The organism is Pseudomonas fluorescens group sp. PF-1 (assembly GCF_054481335.1).
In genome coordinates, this window is record NZ_JBTMNG010000002.1 from 3,163,048 (window position 1) to 3,177,104 (window position 14,057).

Annotated in this window: 14 protein-coding genes; 8 read left to right on the forward strand and 6 right to left on the reverse strand. The window is 60.2% G+C overall.

Annotation, left to right across the window (positions count from 1 at the left end):
• Positions 1-11 precede the first annotated feature (11 nt).
• The 3 genes from ACX3YD_RS29390 to ACX3YD_RS29400 form a co-directional block, all read right to left on the reverse strand.
• Positions 12-485 carry an LEA/WHy family protein gene (locus ACX3YD_RS29390; RefSeq protein WP_458961726.1) on the reverse strand — a complete coding sequence of 158 codons (474 nt, stop codon included), beginning with the start codon at positions 483-485 and terminating at the stop codon, positions 12-14.
• A 59-nt stretch (positions 486-544) separates the two neighbouring features.
• Positions 545-2,017, reverse strand: coding sequence for a nucleobase:cation symporter-2 family protein (locus ACX3YD_RS29395; RefSeq protein WP_103406072.1), 1,473 nt, complete (start codon positions 2,015-2,017; stop codon positions 545-547).
• Between the two features lie 208 nt (positions 2,018-2,225).
• Positions 2,226-3,119: a LysR family transcriptional regulator gene (locus ACX3YD_RS29400; RefSeq protein WP_458961727.1), complete on the reverse strand. Its 894-nt coding sequence runs from the start codon at positions 3,117-3,119 to the stop codon at positions 2,226-2,228.
• A 101-nt stretch (positions 3,120-3,220) separates the two neighbouring features.
• Here ACX3YD_RS29400 and ACX3YD_RS29405 point away from each other — a divergent pair, with 101 nt between their 5' ends.
• The 5 genes from ACX3YD_RS29405 to ACX3YD_RS29425 all read left to right on the forward strand — a co-directional run bounded on the left by ACX3YD_RS29405 (position 3,221) and on the right by ACX3YD_RS29425 (position 7,736).
• A complete protein-coding gene (locus tag ACX3YD_RS29405; RefSeq protein ID WP_458961728.1) occupies positions 3,221-4,312 on the forward strand; it encodes a polyamine ABC transporter substrate-binding protein in 1,092 nt (363 codons plus the stop codon).
• Between the two features lie 13 nt (positions 4,313-4,325).
• Positions 4,326-5,285: an agmatinase gene (gene speB / locus ACX3YD_RS29410; protein WP_458961729.1), complete on the forward strand. Its 960-nt coding sequence runs from the start codon at positions 4,326-4,328 to the stop codon at positions 5,283-5,285.
• A 144-nt stretch (positions 5,286-5,429) separates the two neighbouring features.
• Positions 5,430-6,548 (forward strand): cell division protein ZapE, encoded by a 1,119-nt coding sequence (gene zapE, locus ACX3YD_RS29415; protein ID WP_458961730.1) that lies wholly within the window; start codon positions 5,430-5,432, stop codon positions 6,546-6,548.
• 18 nt (positions 6,549-6,566) lie between these two features.
• A complete protein-coding gene (locus ACX3YD_RS29420) occupies positions 6,567-7,148 on the forward strand; it encodes a DinB family protein (protein ID WP_103406068.1) in 582 nt (193 codons plus the stop codon).
• A gap of 96 nt (positions 7,149-7,244) precedes the next feature.
• Positions 7,245-7,736, forward strand: a complete 492-nt coding sequence (locus ACX3YD_RS29425) for a GNAT family N-acetyltransferase (protein ID WP_090469446.1) — start codon at positions 7,245-7,247, stop codon at positions 7,734-7,736.
• A 94-nt stretch (positions 7,737-7,830) separates the two neighbouring features.
• Here ACX3YD_RS29425 and ACX3YD_RS29430 read toward each other — a convergent pair whose 3' ends face one another.
• The 3 genes from ACX3YD_RS29430 to ACX3YD_RS29440 form a co-directional block, all read right to left on the reverse strand.
• Positions 7,831-8,046 (reverse strand): hypothetical protein, encoded by a 216-nt coding sequence (locus ACX3YD_RS29430; protein WP_103405709.1) that lies wholly within the window; start codon positions 8,044-8,046, stop codon positions 7,831-7,833.
• Positions 8,047-8,313: 267 nt separating this feature from the next.
• Entirely contained in the window at positions 8,314-10,050 is a 1,737-nt protein-coding gene (locus ACX3YD_RS29435) for a phosphoethanolamine transferase CptA (RefSeq protein ID WP_458961731.1), read from the reverse strand.
• Between the two features lie 199 nt (positions 10,051-10,249).
• Entirely contained in the window at positions 10,250-10,426 is a 177-nt protein-coding gene (locus tag ACX3YD_RS29440; protein ID WP_458961732.1) for a DUF6026 family protein, read from the reverse strand.
• 247 nt (positions 10,427-10,673) lie between these two features.
• Here ACX3YD_RS29440 and gnd point away from each other — a divergent pair, with 247 nt between their 5' ends.
• The 3 genes from gnd to ACX3YD_RS29455 are packed head-to-tail and all read left to right on the forward strand — an operon-like array spanning position 10,674 to position 14,016.
• Complete coding sequence (gene gnd, locus ACX3YD_RS29445; RefSeq protein ID WP_458962094.1) at positions 10,674-11,678, forward strand: phosphogluconate dehydrogenase (NAD(+)-dependent, decarboxylating); 1,005 nt, start codon at positions 10,674-10,676, stop codon at positions 11,676-11,678.
• On the forward strand, positions 11,675-13,198 hold the full coding sequence (gene zwf, locus ACX3YD_RS29450) for a glucose-6-phosphate dehydrogenase (RefSeq protein ID WP_103405706.1): 1,524 nt from the start codon (positions 11,675-11,677) through the stop codon (positions 13,196-13,198). The genes gnd and zwf overlap by 4 nt, the downstream gene beginning before the upstream one ends.
• Positions 13,195-14,016, forward strand: coding sequence for an HAD family hydrolase (locus ACX3YD_RS29455; protein WP_458961733.1), 822 nt, complete (start codon positions 13,195-13,197; stop codon positions 14,014-14,016). Before zwf ends, ACX3YD_RS29455 begins: the two co-directional genes overlap by 4 nt.
• The last annotated feature ends 41 nt before the right edge of the window (positions 14,017-14,057 follow it).

Consider the following 14,057-nt stretch of genomic DNA (forward strand, 5'->3'; position numbering starts at 1 on the left):
TGAAATCGTGCTTACCGGCTGCCGGTCATCGGCCCTGGCAGGCTGAGTTTGCCGCTGTCCATGAAGCGCGTGGTGCCGAACAGGCCACCGGCCAACTTGCCGCGCAGGACGTAGGGCAGATTGTTCAGGGTTTGCACCTGGCTCAACCCAATGGTCTGCCGCAGCACCGAGAAGGCCGACACGCTGACCGGCACGGTCAGCACGGTCTCGGAATAGCGCGAAATTGAACCGGACTGATCGCTGACCCCGGAGGCGAAAGGTTGACCGTTGATTTCCAGGTCCAGTGCCACGCCATTGTAGTTGACGTTGGTGCCATTGGGGTTCTGCACGCGGATCTTCACGGCGAAACGAACTTCCATATCCTGGCCTTGCAGCGGCTGGATGCCGACGACGTTGACGTTCAGCGGATCGCTGTTGGGGAACGAGCTACAGGCGCTCAGGCAGAGCATCAGGAGGGAAAGAAGGACCGCTTGGAGACTGCGCATTGACGTGCTCTCGTGGAGAAAAGGGCTGAACCACCAGCGACTCAGCCCTTGAGCGCGATCTAGCGGTTCACCTGTGCGACACCCGCAGGCGTTTGGGGTTCACCCCGGGGCGGGACATCGGGATTCTGCATCACTTGCAGTACCGAGGCCTCGGGGTCGAACTCGTCCTCTTCCAGCTCAATGAACTCTTCAGGCAGGAAGATATTCAGAACGATAGCGCACAGCGCGCCGACGGTGATGGGCGACTCGAAAATGTTGTGCAGGGCCTGGGGCAGTTCACGCAGGACTTCTGGTACTGCCGCCACGCCCAGGCCCATGCCCAGGGAAATCGCCACGATCAGCATGTTGCGCCGATGCAGTCCGGCTTCTGCAAGGATCTTGATCCCGGCCACCGCCACTGTGCCGAACATCACCAGCTCGGCGCCGCCGAGCACCGGTTTGGGCATCAGTTGCAGCACCGCGCCGATCATCGGGAACAACCCCAGCAGCACCAACAGGCCGGCAATGAAAAACGCCACGTAACGGCTGGCCACGCCGGTGAGCTGAATCACGCCGTTGTTCTGCGCGAAGGTCACCATCGGCATGCTGTTGAACACCGCCGCCATGGCCGAGTTGAGGCCGTCGGCCAACAGCCCGGACTTGATGCGGCGGATATACACCGGGCCTTTGACCGGCTGCCGGGAAATCATCGAGTTGGCCGTCAGATCACCCGCCGCTTCCAGTGGCGACACCAGGAAAATCACCGCCACCGGCACGAACGCCACCCAATCGAACGAAAACCCGTATTTGAACGGCACCGGCACGCTCATCAGCGGCACGGCGGGCAGGCTGGCGAAGTCGACGTGCCCCAACAGCCAGGCGACCCCGTAGCCCAGGGTCAGGCCAATGACAATGGCGCCAAGACGCAGGAACGGCACATCAACCCGGTTCAGCACCACGATCGTCCCGAGCACCAGCGCGGCCAGGCCCAGGTGGCTGGCTGCACCCAGGTCGCTGGCGCCGAAACCGCCGGCGATGTCGGTCATGGCGACCTTGATCAGCGACAGCCCCATGAGCGTGATGATCGTGCCGGTCACCACCGGGGTGATCAGCATGCGCAGTTTGCCGATGAACTGGCTCAACACCACTTCGATGAACGCAGCGAAAAAGCACACGCCGAAAATCGTCGAGAGAATTTCATCGGTGCCGCCCCCTCGGGCCTTGACCATGAAGCCGGCGCTGAGGATGACGCTGATGAACGAAAAACTGGTGCCTTGCAGGCACAGCAGGCCGGAACCTACCGGCCCGAAACGCCGCGCCTGAACGAAGGTGCCCAGGCCCGAGACGAACAGGGCCATGCTGATCAGGTAAGGGATTTCGCTTTGCAGGCCCAGGGCGCTGCCCATGATCAGCGTCGGGGTGATGATGCCGACGAAACTGGCGAGCACATGTTGCAGGGCGGCGAAGACGGTGGCGGTCAGATGCGGGCGGTCGTTAAGGCCATAGATCAGGTCGTTGTGGCGCGGGGCAGGCGGTTTTTCAGAAGCAGTCATGGGGTTGTGCAAGCCAGAAGGCGGGCCGGGTCAGAAAATGGAGGCGCAGGATGCCAGAAAGCCCCTTTTGTGGCGAGCAAAGCCCCAAAAACCCCGCACAACCTGTGGGAGCGAGCCTGCTCGCGATAGCGGTGAGTCAACCAACGTAAATGATGTAAGACACGCCGTCATCGCGAGCAAGCTCGCCCACAGGGGCATTCGCTGGATTTCAGGCGAACGCGGCGAGTAAATCCTCTTCGAACGCCTTCTGCGCATCCCCCGGGACCAGGGCGCGATGGCGGGCCAGGTGAAACGCTACATCGAAGCTCATGCCTTCACGGCGGACGACCCGCAGCAAGCCTTTGTCTTCCCAGCTTCGGGCGAAGTGGCTGGGCAGATACCCGACATGCTTGCCGGACAGGATGAAGGCGAGGGTGCCTTCGACCTGCTCCGAGCGCGCCGAACACAATTTTCCCTGGAACGGTTCGTCGCTGCGCAGGAAGCGGTAGGGATGATCGACCCGGTCGCAGGCCTGCAATGCCTGATCATCCGGCGCGTCATTGTTGAACAGCGGATGACCGGGGGCGCAATACAGGTGCTGGGTTTCGCTGAACAGCTCGCGGTAATCGAAAGCGCTTTGTACCTGGGAGAAATAACCGATGGCCAGGTCCAGCCGCTGTTGCAGCAACAAGCGCTCCATTTCGCCGGGCATCGCACTGATCAATTCGATGCGCACCGATTCGTCTCGTTCACGGAAACGCCGGATAGCGTCGGCCACTCGTTGCAGCACCGATTGATCCAGGGCTTCGGACAGGCCCAGGCGCACTTCGCCGATCAATCTTCCGGCCACGCCGTTGGATTGATGGCGGAACGCTTCGATGGATTCGAACAAAGCCTTGGTGGCCGAGAGCAACTGTTCGCCCTTGGGGGTGATCTTGAATCCGCCCTTGCCACGACTGCACAGGCGATAACCGAGCCGGGTTTCCAGTTTGGCCATTTGCTGGCTGATGCTGGACTGGCTCAAGCCCAGTTCACCCTGAGCCGCGCTGAATCCGCCGCATTCCACCACGCTGACGAACAGGCGCAACAGTTGCAGGTCCAGATCGTGGAGTTGACCGAGCATCAAACATTACTCCTTGGTAATGTCAGGTTAATAAACTTGATATTTCACCAATGTATCCGACGACGCATCCTGCAGTCACTTCCTCTTGACAGGTGTTCGTCATGGCTCCCAAGTTCAAGCTGTGTTTACCCGCGTTGCTCCTGGCCGTGGCCGCCTCGGCCCAGGCTGAAGACAAAGTCGTCAATCTCTATAGCTGGGCCGATTACGTTGCCCCCGAAACCTTGCAACGTTTCGAGCAGGAAACCGGCATTCATGTGCGCTACGACACCTTCGATGCACCGGAAGTGCTCGAAACCAAGTTGCTCACCGGTGGCAGCGGCTATGACGTGGTCGTGCCCTCGTCCAGCGTACTGGCGCGTGGTCTGGCGGCGGGCGCGCTGAAAGCGATTCCCCATGAAGGCCTCAAGGGCTACGCGAATCTTGATCCGGACCTGCTGGAGAAACTCGCCGCGGTCGATCCTGGCAATCAATATGGCGTGCCCTACACCTGGGGCACCCTGGGGCTGGGGATGAATGTCGAAGCGGTGCAAAAGCGCCTGCCGAATGTGCCGCTCAACAGCCTGGATTTGCTCTTCAAGCCCGAATACGCCAGCAAGCTCAAGGACTGTGGCGTCGCGATCATTGATTCGCCGCAGGAAGTGATCGGCCTGGCCTTGCACTACTTGGGCAAAGACCCCTACAGCACCGACAAGAACGATCTGGATGCGGCGCAGGCGCTGTTGCATCAATTGCAGCCATCGGTGCTGTACGTCGCCAGCGGGCGGCAGATCAATGACCTGGCCAATGGCAGTATATGCCTGGCGTTGACTTACAACGGTGATGCCAGCATGGCCGCGGATCAGGCGCACAAGGCCAACAAGCCGTACGAAATCGCCTACCGGATTCCCAGGGAAGGCACCATCGTCTGGCAAGACAACCTGGCGATCCCCAAGGATGCGCCGAACCCCGAAGCCGCCCGCCAGTTCATCGAGTTCATGTTGCGCCCCGAATCGGTCGCCGCGCTGACCAACACGCTGTTCTTCGCCACGGCCAACCAGGCAGCCACGCCGCTGGTGGATGAGGCTGTGCGCACTGATCCGGACATCTATCCACCCGCCGACATTCGTGACCGCCTGTACGCCGACCGCAGCATGAGCCTCAAGGACATGCGTCAGCGCACTCGCGTGTGGACCACTTTCCGTAGCCGCCAATAACAAGGAACCTTCAATGGACGTCCCAGTGCAGAACGACCAAGCCATCACCCGTGACAGCCTTTACGGCACTGCCGCCGAAAGCACCTACGCCGGTATCACCAGTTTCATGCGTCGTCGCTACAGTCGCGATTTACGCGGTGTCGACGTCGCGGTCAGCGGTGTGCCATTCGACACGGCCACCAGTAACCGTCCCGGTGCACGCTTCGGACCACGGGGCATCCGTGCCGCGTCCACCGGCATTGCCTGGGAACGCCACTGGCCGTGGACCTTCGACCCGTTCGACCACCTGGCGGTCGTTGACTTTGGCGATTGCGACTTCGATTTCGGTTCGCCGCAGTCGACGCCGGAATGCATCGAAGCCCATGCCGAACACATCCTCAATGCCGGCAGTGCGATGCTGACCTTCGGCGGCGATCATTTCATCACCTATCCGCTGCTCAAGGCCCATGCCCGCAAGCACGGCGCGCTGTCGCTGATTCACTTCGACGCCCATAGCGACACCTGGCCGGACGAGGAGGGCAAGCGCATCGACCATGGCACCATGTTCTGGCACGCCGCCAAGGAGGGGCTGGTCGATCCTTCGCGCTCGGTGCAGATCGGTTTGCGCACCACCAACGACGATCACCAGGGCTTTGAAGTGCTGGATGCACGGCAAGTGCATCGGCGGGGCGTGGACGCGATCGTCGAAGCCATCCGTTCGCGGGTCGGCGACCACCCGGTGTACCTGACGTTCGACATCGACTGCCTCGACCCGGCCTTCGCTCCGGGGACCGGGACGCCGGTGTGCGGCGGTTTGAGCACGGTGCAGGCGCTGGAGATTCTCGGCGGCTTGCGCGGGATCAACCTGGTGGGCATGGACGTGGTGGAAGTGGCGCCGGCCTATGACAGCGCCGAGATCACCTCGCTGGCGGCCGCGACCCTGGCCATGGAAATGCTGTGCTTGTACGCGGCGAAGCATAAGGTTGACCGGTAACTACAACCCGGCATTTGGGCGCCTGCTCGGGGTGAGAGTGTCACAGGCCATGTTGTATTCGACCTGAGTGATGCTTTTTCCTCGATGCAGAACCCGCAGGACATTTCACTGAAGATAATGCTGTCCAGTGGCATACTGCCGCCCATGAATGTCGACTCCCCACTCAGCGCCTGGCAACACGCCATAGAACAAAAGGGTTTCGTCCAGGACGAAGCCCAGGAACATGCCGTCTGGGCGTTGCAAAAGTGCCACGAAGCCTTGCATGAAGGTCGGGCGCCGATCATGGGCGTGTACCTCTGGGGCCCGGTCGGGCGCGGTAAAACCTGGTTAATGGACCAGTTTTACCAACACCTGCGGGTGCCGGCCCGGCGCCAGCACTTCCACCACTTCATGGGCTGGGTGCATCAGCGTTCGTTTCAACTGACCGGCACTGCCGACCCGTTGAAGGCACTGGCTCGGGAGCTGGCCGACGAGGTGCGGGTGCTGTGCTTCGACGAACTGTTCGTCAATGACATCGGTGACGCCATCATTCTCGGGCGCTTGTTCCAGGTCATGTTCGAGCAGGGCGTGGTGGTGGTCTGCACCTCCAACCTGCCGCCCGACCAGTTGTACGCCGACGGCTTCAATCGCGACCGTTTCCTGCCCGCCATTGCGGCGATCAAGCAGCACATGCAGGTGATTGCGGTGGATGGCGGGGAAGACCATCGCCTGCATCCGGGGCAAGGCTTGCAGCGTTATTGGGTGGCCACGCCCGGACAATCGAGTGCCCTTGGCGATGTGTTCAAGGCGTTGACCGTCGGTCAGGCGGTTTCCAATGCTCCGATTCAGGTTGGCTACCGCTCGCTCAATGTGGTCCAGGCCAGCCGGGGCGTCGTCTGGTGTCGTTACGCCGACCTCTGTGAACAGCCGTTTTCCGCCATGGATTTCATGGCCCTGTGTGACACCTGCAGCGCTATTCTGTTGAGCGATGTACCCAATCTCAGTGCTCAAAAACGCGAAGGGCGCATAGCCCGTGGCACTGAGGATGGGGTTGAGCGAGTGGTGGCCGGCGATCGCGAGTTGCCGCAGTTGTCGGTGCATGATGATGGCGTGCGCCGGTTCATCGCCCTGGTGGACGAGTGCTACGACCGCAAGGTGCCGCTGTACCTCGAAGCGCAGGTGCCCATGGACTCGCTCTACACCCAGGGCTATCTGGAGTTCCCGTTCCGCCGCACCCTCAGTCGCCTGCAGGAGATGCAGCTGCAACGCTTCGCCGAGGCGTGACAATCAGGAGGCGTGAAGATGAATCAACCGCTGTCACACCATTTGCTGACCATGGCCTACCAGAACGCCTGGGCCAACCATCGACTGGCCAAGGCCTGGTGCCAGTTGAGCCAGGATGAGCTGGCGGCGCCGCGCACCAGTTTCTTTCCCAGTCTCCGCGCGACCCTCAACCATATCCTGACCTGTGACTGGTTTTATGTAGATGCTCTAGAGCGCGAGTTGCGCGGCGATGAGCCGCACCCCGATTGCTACGTTTTTTTCAAGGACGACGAGCCGCACACCCTGGCCGCCGACCTCATGCGTGAGCAATCCCATGTCGATCGACGCTTGATCGCCTACTGCGAGCAAATGCGCGATGCGGACCTGAGCAGGACCGTGACCATCGCCCGGGACACGCCCCAGTACGAGAGCCGTCTGCGTCTGTTGTCGCACTTGTTCGAGCACCAGATTCACCATCGCGGTCAGGTCCACGGGATGCTCAGCGCGACTTCAGTCAAGCCGCCACAGCTGGATGAGTTTTTCTGTGTCGGCGAATCGCATCTGCGGGCCGGGGATTTTGCCGAATTGGGCTGGACCGAGGCTTTGATTTGGGGGCATTGAGCCTGCGATCCTTTGATTTGCAGCGGCGCCCACGATATCTTCACCCGGCCTTCCAGCGCGAACAACGCGCTGGGGCTACTGCAAACGAGGATGGAAATGGATTCCGCGGAAATACTAGTACTGCAAGCCAGCTATACCAATCCGGTGCATGCCGAAGCGATCTGTCTGGTGTTGAACAGTTACGCTGAAGACCCGATGGGGGGCGGTCACTCCTTGCCTGCCAGTGTGCTGGAACACCTGCCGGGCGAGCTGGCCAAGCGTCCCCATGCCTTCAGCGTGTTGGCCTTTGTCGGCGGCGAGCCGGCCGGGCTGGTCAACTGCTTCGAAGGTTTCTCGACCTTTGCCTGCCGGCCGTTGGTCAATATTCACGATGTGGCGGTGGTGCCGAAGTTTCGCGGATTGGGATTGAGCCAGCGGATGTTGCAAAAGGTCGAGGAGATCGCCCGCCAGCGTGGCTGCTGCAAAATCACGCTGGAGGTGCTGGAGGGCAATGCGGTGGCCCAGGCGTCGTATGGCAAGTTCGGCTTTGCCCCGGGCGAGTTCGATCCGGCGCACGGGCGCATGATGTTCTGGATCAAGGCGCTTTGATCAAGGTGCTCTGATCATGGCAAAAAAGGGGCGCCCATCAGGACGCCCAATGATCGACTCTGACTGCAGAGCAGGACAGTCAGAGGTGTAACAATCATTTCGGTCTGTAGGATTCGGTCATCTGCGCGGTTTGATCGTCCGGGACCCGCATCGGCGTCGTCTGACTTTGCGTGGCGTTGCCCAACGCCAGTTGTTGGTTGTATCGCAGGGTTTCGTAGTAGTACCGCATGCGTTCGGCTCCGCCTTCGGCAAAGGCGCAGGTGGAGCCAAGTGTCATCAGGATGGCGAGGGTCAACGTAATACGTTTCATGGTGTGCCTCCCACTAATAGCTGTCGGATGCCATTCGTCCATGAATCAATGAATCGAAGTCGAATCCCGATTATCCGCCGATTCCATTAAAAGGGAATTGGCGAGATCTGGAATTTCAAGTCCAGTTTCCAGTCCAGGCTGAGTGTCGTCGATTATCGGGGGCCGGCCCGTCAGTGCCCGCCAATTGCCGGGCAGGTGGTACGCCTTGGCCAGCTCGGCCTTGCGCGCGCCCAGGAAAAAGGGGCCGGAACCGGCCCCTGAAAAGGTTTACTGCTGAACGACGGCAGACGCTGCCTTGGGTTTCATCAGGCTGAAGTCGATCAATGGCCGCTGTTGGCGCTCGTACGGATTGCCGATCAGCAAGGGCCGTGGCTTGAAGCTGTCGCTGACCAGGCTTTTGCTGCGATCCAGTTCATCGAAACTCAGACCGGCCAGGTCGGCCCAGGTGTGGATCAGTTGCGAGCTGCTGTAAGGGCGCCCCAGATCGCCGGCAAAACTCCAGTCATGGGTTTCGCGCCATTTCGGCGAGGCCCATGCCATGAACGGAATGGTGTACATCGGTGCTGTCGGCTTGTTTTCGTTGCGCCCCAGCGTGCCATGGCCAGTGGAATCGAAAACGTCTTCACCATGATCGGAGAGGTACAGCAGGAAGCCGTTCGGATCAGACTTGGCGTAATCCTTGATCAGGCTCGACACCACGAAGTCGTTGTACAGCACCGCGTTGTCATAGCTGTTGTAAGTGGGCACCTGATCGTCGCGCACGCCTGACGGTACGCCGTTACGGTCCTTGAACTTGTCGAAGGACGCAGGATAACGGTACTGGTAGCTCATGTGCGTGCCCAGCAAGTGCACCACAATCAACTTGCGCGGTGCCGCGTCGGCCAGGGCCTTGTTGAATGGCTCGATCACGTCGCCATCGTATTGGGCGGCATTCTGGTTGCGGTTGTTGTTCAGGTACACCTGCTCGTCGGCCTGCTCGGAGAAGGTCGTGAGCATGGTGTTGCGCTTGGTCATGGTCTGCTGGTTGGTGATCCAGAAGGTTTTGTAGCCCGCCTGTTTCATCATGCTGACCAGCGATGGTGTCGACAGGTACAAGTCAGGATGTTCTTCGTCGGCAAAAGTCAGCACCTGTTGCAGCGCCTCGATCGTGTACGGGCGCGGTGTGATGACGTTGTCGAAAACCGCCAGTTGATCCTTGAGCTTGTCCAGTTCCGGCGTGGTTTCCCGCGGATAGCCGTACAGGCTCATGCGCTGACGGTTGGTGGATTCGCCGATGACCAGTACCAGGGTCGCGGGCTGGTTGGCCATCGCGTCCTTCAGATTGTGCAGCGGCGGGATCGTGCTGGCACTTTTGAGCATGTCCTGCATGCCGGCCAGGGTTTCCCGGTAACGGTGATAGGCCACGGCCATCTGCCACGGCACCGCAGGTTCGATGCGACTTTCGAATTTGTCGAATCCTTGCGCGAAACTGCCTGCCCGCACCGTCTGTTTCATCAGGGGATAACCGACCACTGCCACCAGAATGGCGGTCGCGGCCACCAATGCCTTGCCACGGGGCAGGTACACGGGGCGCAGGCGCGTCCAAAGGAAATAGGCAAACGCGGTATGCGCGAGGAACGCGAGCACCATCCACCAGGCGAAGTACTGGGTCATGTACTCGCCGGCTTCAGACACGTTCGACTCGAACATGATGAAGATGACGCTTTGGGAAAATTCCTGCTGATAGATGAAGAAGTAACCCAGGCTCGCCATGGAGCAGGCCCACAACACCACGCCGATCACCGCAGCCATGACGCGTGTTTTTTTCGGGAACAGCAGCATTGGCGCAAGCCAGAGGGCACTCATGAAAAACGCTTGGCGGAACCCGGAGAAACCCGAGGTGCCCGTCAACTGGATCAGCAGTTGGGTGATGCCGGAGAAATACCAGAAGAACAGAAACATCCAGAGAAGGGCGGTCCAATCGAAACCTTTCACAGCCACATCGCTGCGCTTAAACCAAAACATTCAACGCTCCAGCCAGAGTTCATCACCGTCAGTCAGAGGGGGCGACAGACGGGAGGCGCACGCAAGAGGTGGCCACGACATTTAAAGGGCGCAGAGTATTACCAAGAAAATGTGAAAAATTCGTGAGTTGGCATGGTAGACGAAAGGCTACCCTGCATCGGAAGCAGTGCAGAGCTGCTTCCGATTTGAGCGAGGGAGGTCAGGCGGGGGAGGCGTCCTGAGTCAAGGGCAAGGGCTGTTGCCTCTGGAGCAGCAAGCGCAATTGCGCCAATTCGTGTTTCAACTGATCGCGTTCGTCTTTCAACTGGCGCAATTCATCGCGACGGACAGTGACATAAAGGGTTTGTGCTGGCAGTGCGGTGTGTACTGTGCCCATTGCTCACCTCGCAAATGGCGTGTCTCAACTGTAAATCCGCCCACATCAGCGGCTGATCTACTATCGGCGCCGATTTTGATTTCTTTCGCTCCCGAAGGGAACTTTTTTATTTTTTGCGGTCGTTGTGTCTTCGGCACGATTCCCGACGTTATCAGTCTGGATCGGGCACAATGCCCGGAAACTTCATCCCGACGCTCTGGACTAAGCTTCATTAGTCGCGTTGGGCTATAACCTTTGACACACATTTATTTGTAGTAAGGAGCATCAGCACATGCAACTCGGGATTATTGGACTGGGCCGCATGGGCGGTAATATTGCGCGGCGCCTGATGCTCAACGGGCACACCACCGTTGTGTACGACCGCAATACCGCCTTCGTCGACACGTTGAGCGAAGAGGGCGCCACCGGGGTTGCCGATTTGCCGGCCCTGGTCGCTGGCCTGGCCAAACCACGAGCAGTCTGGGTCATGCTGCCGGCAGGCGCGCCGACCGAAGACACCATCGACACCCTGAGCAGCCTGCTCGAAGCCGGCGATACCATCATCGACGGCGGCAACACCTTCTATAAGGACGATATCCGTCGCGCGAAAACCCTCTCGGAAAAAGGCCTGCACTACATCGATGTCGGCACTTCCGGCGGCGTCTGGGGCCTGGAGCGCGGTTACTGCATGATGATCGGTGGCGACGCCGAGACCGTAGAGCGCCTCGATCCGCTGTTCCGAAGCCTGGCACCGGGCATGGGCGACATTCCGCGCACCAGGGACCGCCAATCCGATGATAACCGTGCCGAGCACGGCTACATCCATGCCGGCCCGGCGGGTGCCGGGCATTTCGTCAAGATGATTCACAACGGTATCGAGTACGGAATGATGCAGGCCTTCGCCGAAGGTTTCGACATTCTCAAGACCAAGGCCAGCACCAACCTGCCGGAAGACCAGCGTTTCGACTTGAATGTCGCCGACATCGCCGAAGTCTGGCGTCGTGGCAGCGTGGTGTCGTCCTGGCTGCTGGACCTGACCGCCGACGCTCTGGCCAGCGACCCGAAACTTGAAGGCTACTCCGGTTCTGTGGCGGACAGCGGTGAAGGCCGCTGGACCATCGAAGCGGCCATGGAACAAGCAGTACCGGTTCCGGTGCTGTCGAACTCGCTGTTCTCGCGCTACCGTTCCCGTGGCCAGGGCACCTTTGGCGACAAGATCCTTTCGGCCCAGCGCTTCGGCTTTGGCGGTCATGTGGAGACACCTAAAAAATGACCCATGTGATCCGCAGAAAATCCAAGGCTGAACCCACGCCACCGACCACGCTGTTTCTGTTCGGCGCCCATGGCGATCTGGTCAAGCGCCTGCTGATGCCGGCGCTGTATAACCTCAAGCGCGACGGGTTACTCGGGGATGGACTGCGGATCATCGGCGTTGACCACAACGCCATCAGCGATGAAGGCTTCGCGCAAAAACTTGAAGACTTCATTCGCAACGAGGCGGCCGCGAAAGTCGGCAAGGGCGATCAGGCCCTTGATCCGCAGGTGTGGGCCAAACTCGCCAAGGGCATCAGCTACGTCCAGGGCGATTTCCTGGACGACAGCACTTATCAAGCGCTGGGGGCAAAAATCGCCGCCAGTGGCACTGGCAATGCGGTGTTCTACCTGGCCACCGCGCCACGTTTTTTCAGTGAGGTGGCGCGTCGTCTCGGCGCGTCCGGTTTGCTGGAGGAAAGCCCCGAATCCTTCAGAAGGGTGGTGATCGAAAAGCCTTTCGGTTCCGATCTGCAAACCGCCGAAGCCTTGAACGCATGCCTGCTCAAGGTCATGACGGAAAAGCAGATCTACCGGATCGATCACTATCTGGGCAAGGAAACCGTGCAGAACATTCTGGTCAGCCGGTTTTCCAATAGCCTGTTCGAAGCATTTTGGAACAACCATTACATCGACCACGTGCAGATCACTGCCGCTGAAACCGTCGGCGTGGAAACCCGTGGCAGTTTTTATGAGCACACCGGCGCTCTGCGGGACATGGTGCCCAATCACCTGTTCCAGTTGCTGGCGATGGTGGCCATGGAGCCTCCGGCGGCCTTTGGCGCCGATGCTGTTCGTGGCGAGAAAGCCAAGGTGGTCGGCGCGATCCGTCCCTGGTCGGTCGAAGACGCGCGGATCAATTCGGTACGCGGTCAATACACCGCCGGCGAAGTCGACGGCAAACCACTGCCGGGGTATCGCCAGGAAGACAAGGTCGCGCCGGACAGCAACACCGAAACCTATGTGGCCCTGAAGGTCATGATCGACAATTGGCGCTGGGTCGGTGTGCCGTTTTACCTGCGCACCGGCAAGCGCATGAGCGTGCGCGACACCGAAATCGTCATCTGCTTCAAGCCTGCGCCCTATGCGCAGTTCCGTGATACCGAGGTCGAAGAGCTTGCACCGACCTATCTGCGGATCCAGATTCAGCCCAATGAAGGCATGTGGTTCGATCTGCTGGCCAAACGGCCTGGCCAGGCACTGAAGATGGAAAACATAGAACTGGGCTTCGCCTACAAGGATTTCTTTGAAATGCAGCCGTCCACCGGCTACGAAACCTTGATCTATGACTGCCTGACCGGGGATCAGACGCTGTTCCAGCGCGCCGACAATATTGAGAACGGCTGGCGGGCCGTACAACCGTTCCTTGACGCCTGGCAGCAGGATTCAGCGGTACAGAGCTATGCCGCGGGTGAAAACGGGCCGCAGGCCGCCGAAGAGTTGCTGGCTCGCGACGGTCGCGTCTGGCATGGTCTCGGATGAGTGAGGTAGCGCAACATCCCATCCGGTTCTTGCTCAGTGACATGGACGGCACGTTGCTGCTGCCCGATCACAGCCTCAGTCAGCGCACCATCGACGCGGTACGCGCGTTGCGTGAGGCCGGGGTGCTGTTCAGTCTCGCCACCGGCCGGCCCCCCAAAGCCATGTTGCAGGCGATCGAGGCACTGGGCGTCGACTTGCCGACGGCGGCCTTCAATGGCGGCACGATCGTCAATCCGGATGGCAGTTTGCTGGTCGCGCATTACTTGCCTGCCACGGCGGCGCTGATCGCCCTGGCATTGTTTGCCGATCAACCGGATATCGAGGTGTGGGTGTTCAGTGGTGGCGACTGGCTGGTGAAAGATCCGAGCGGCCCCATGCTGCCGCGAGAGCAGCACGGGCTGGGGTACCCACCGGTGAGCGTCGATAGTTTCGAGCCGTTTCTTGCTCGCATCGACAAGATCGTCGCCGCCAGCAGCAACGCCGCGTTGCTGGTTGAGCTGGAGGCGCGGTTGTTACCGCTGGTGGAAGGGCAGGCTCAGGTTTCGCGTTCGCAGCCGGTGTATCTGGACGTGACCGCGATACGTGCCAACAAGGGTGACGCCCTCGCGACATTGGCCGGGTTTCTCGGCGTACCGCTGCAACAGACGGCGGCCATGGGCGATGGCGGTAATGATCCGGCCATGTTCCATCGCGCCGGTCTGTCGATCGCCATGGGGCAGGCCGAGGAAGAAGTCAGACGCCAGGCCGATGTGGTGACGGGCGCCAATACCGAGGACGGTGCGGCTCTGGCGATTGAGCGGTATATCCTCCCTCGATAACCCTTTAGACCCAATCGAGGGAGCAGGCTCGCTCCCTCGTT